The following is an 813-nucleotide window of genomic DNA, read 5'->3' on the forward strand; positions in this document are numbered from 1 at the left end:
CCGCCTCACGCGGCGCGGTGGCATCGGGCAGCGAGGCTTTGATCACCGCGCCGCGTGAGGCGGCCCTGTCGGGCGATGTCGTTCCGGCGCATGATCCGGTGCTGATCCGCGAAGGCGACCGGTATTACGTCTATTCGACGGGGCAGCGTGACAGGCGGCCGTTGGTGGCGCGGACGTCGCGCGACCTGCGGCATTGGGCCCCTTTGCCGTCGCCTTTGCCCGACCTGCCGGACTGGGCCCGTACAGCGGTGCCCGGCGCGCTGGAGATGTGGGCCCCCGACATCGCGCGGGTCGGCGATCGGTATCGGTTATATTATTCGGTTTCCCGCTTCGGCACGCAGCATTCGGCGATCGGCCTGGCGACCGCCACGACGTTGGACCCAGCCGCGCCCGGCTATGGCTGGCGAGACGAGGGACTGGTCATCGCGTCGCGGGAGGGCGATCCGTATAATGCGATCGATCCGGCGTTCGTGCGCGATCGCCAGGGTCGCCAATGGCTGAGCTTTGGCAGTTTCTGGGGTGGGATCCAACTGATCCGGCTCGATCCGGGGAGCGGCAAGCCTGCCGCCGGGGCCAAGCCCCAAATGATCGCCCGGCGCGACATGGGCGACAAGACCAATGCGATCGAAGCCCCCTTCATAATCGATCATGGGGGCTGGTACTGGCTGATCGTCTCGTTCGACTTTTGCTGTCGCGGAACCAAGAGCAGTTATCATCTGCGCATCCGGCCCGCGCGTTCGATCGAGGCGCCGTTTCTGGACCCTTCGGGTCGGGCGATGCGCAGTCGCTTATACAAATCGCCGAGCCCACGAG

General features: G+C 66.4%; 1 protein-coding gene. It reads left to right on the forward strand.

All coding sequences use genetic code 11. From position 1 onward, the window contains the following. A partial coding sequence (locus NS355_RS17995; protein ID WP_058746881.1) for an arabinan endo-1,5-alpha-L-arabinosidase occupies nt 1-813 on the forward strand: 813 nt, incomplete at both ends.

The organism is Sphingomonas yabuuchiae (assembly GCF_001477495.1).
Classification (GTDB): domain Bacteria; phylum Pseudomonadota; class Alphaproteobacteria; order Sphingomonadales; family Sphingomonadaceae; genus Sphingomonas; species Sphingomonas yabuuchiae_A.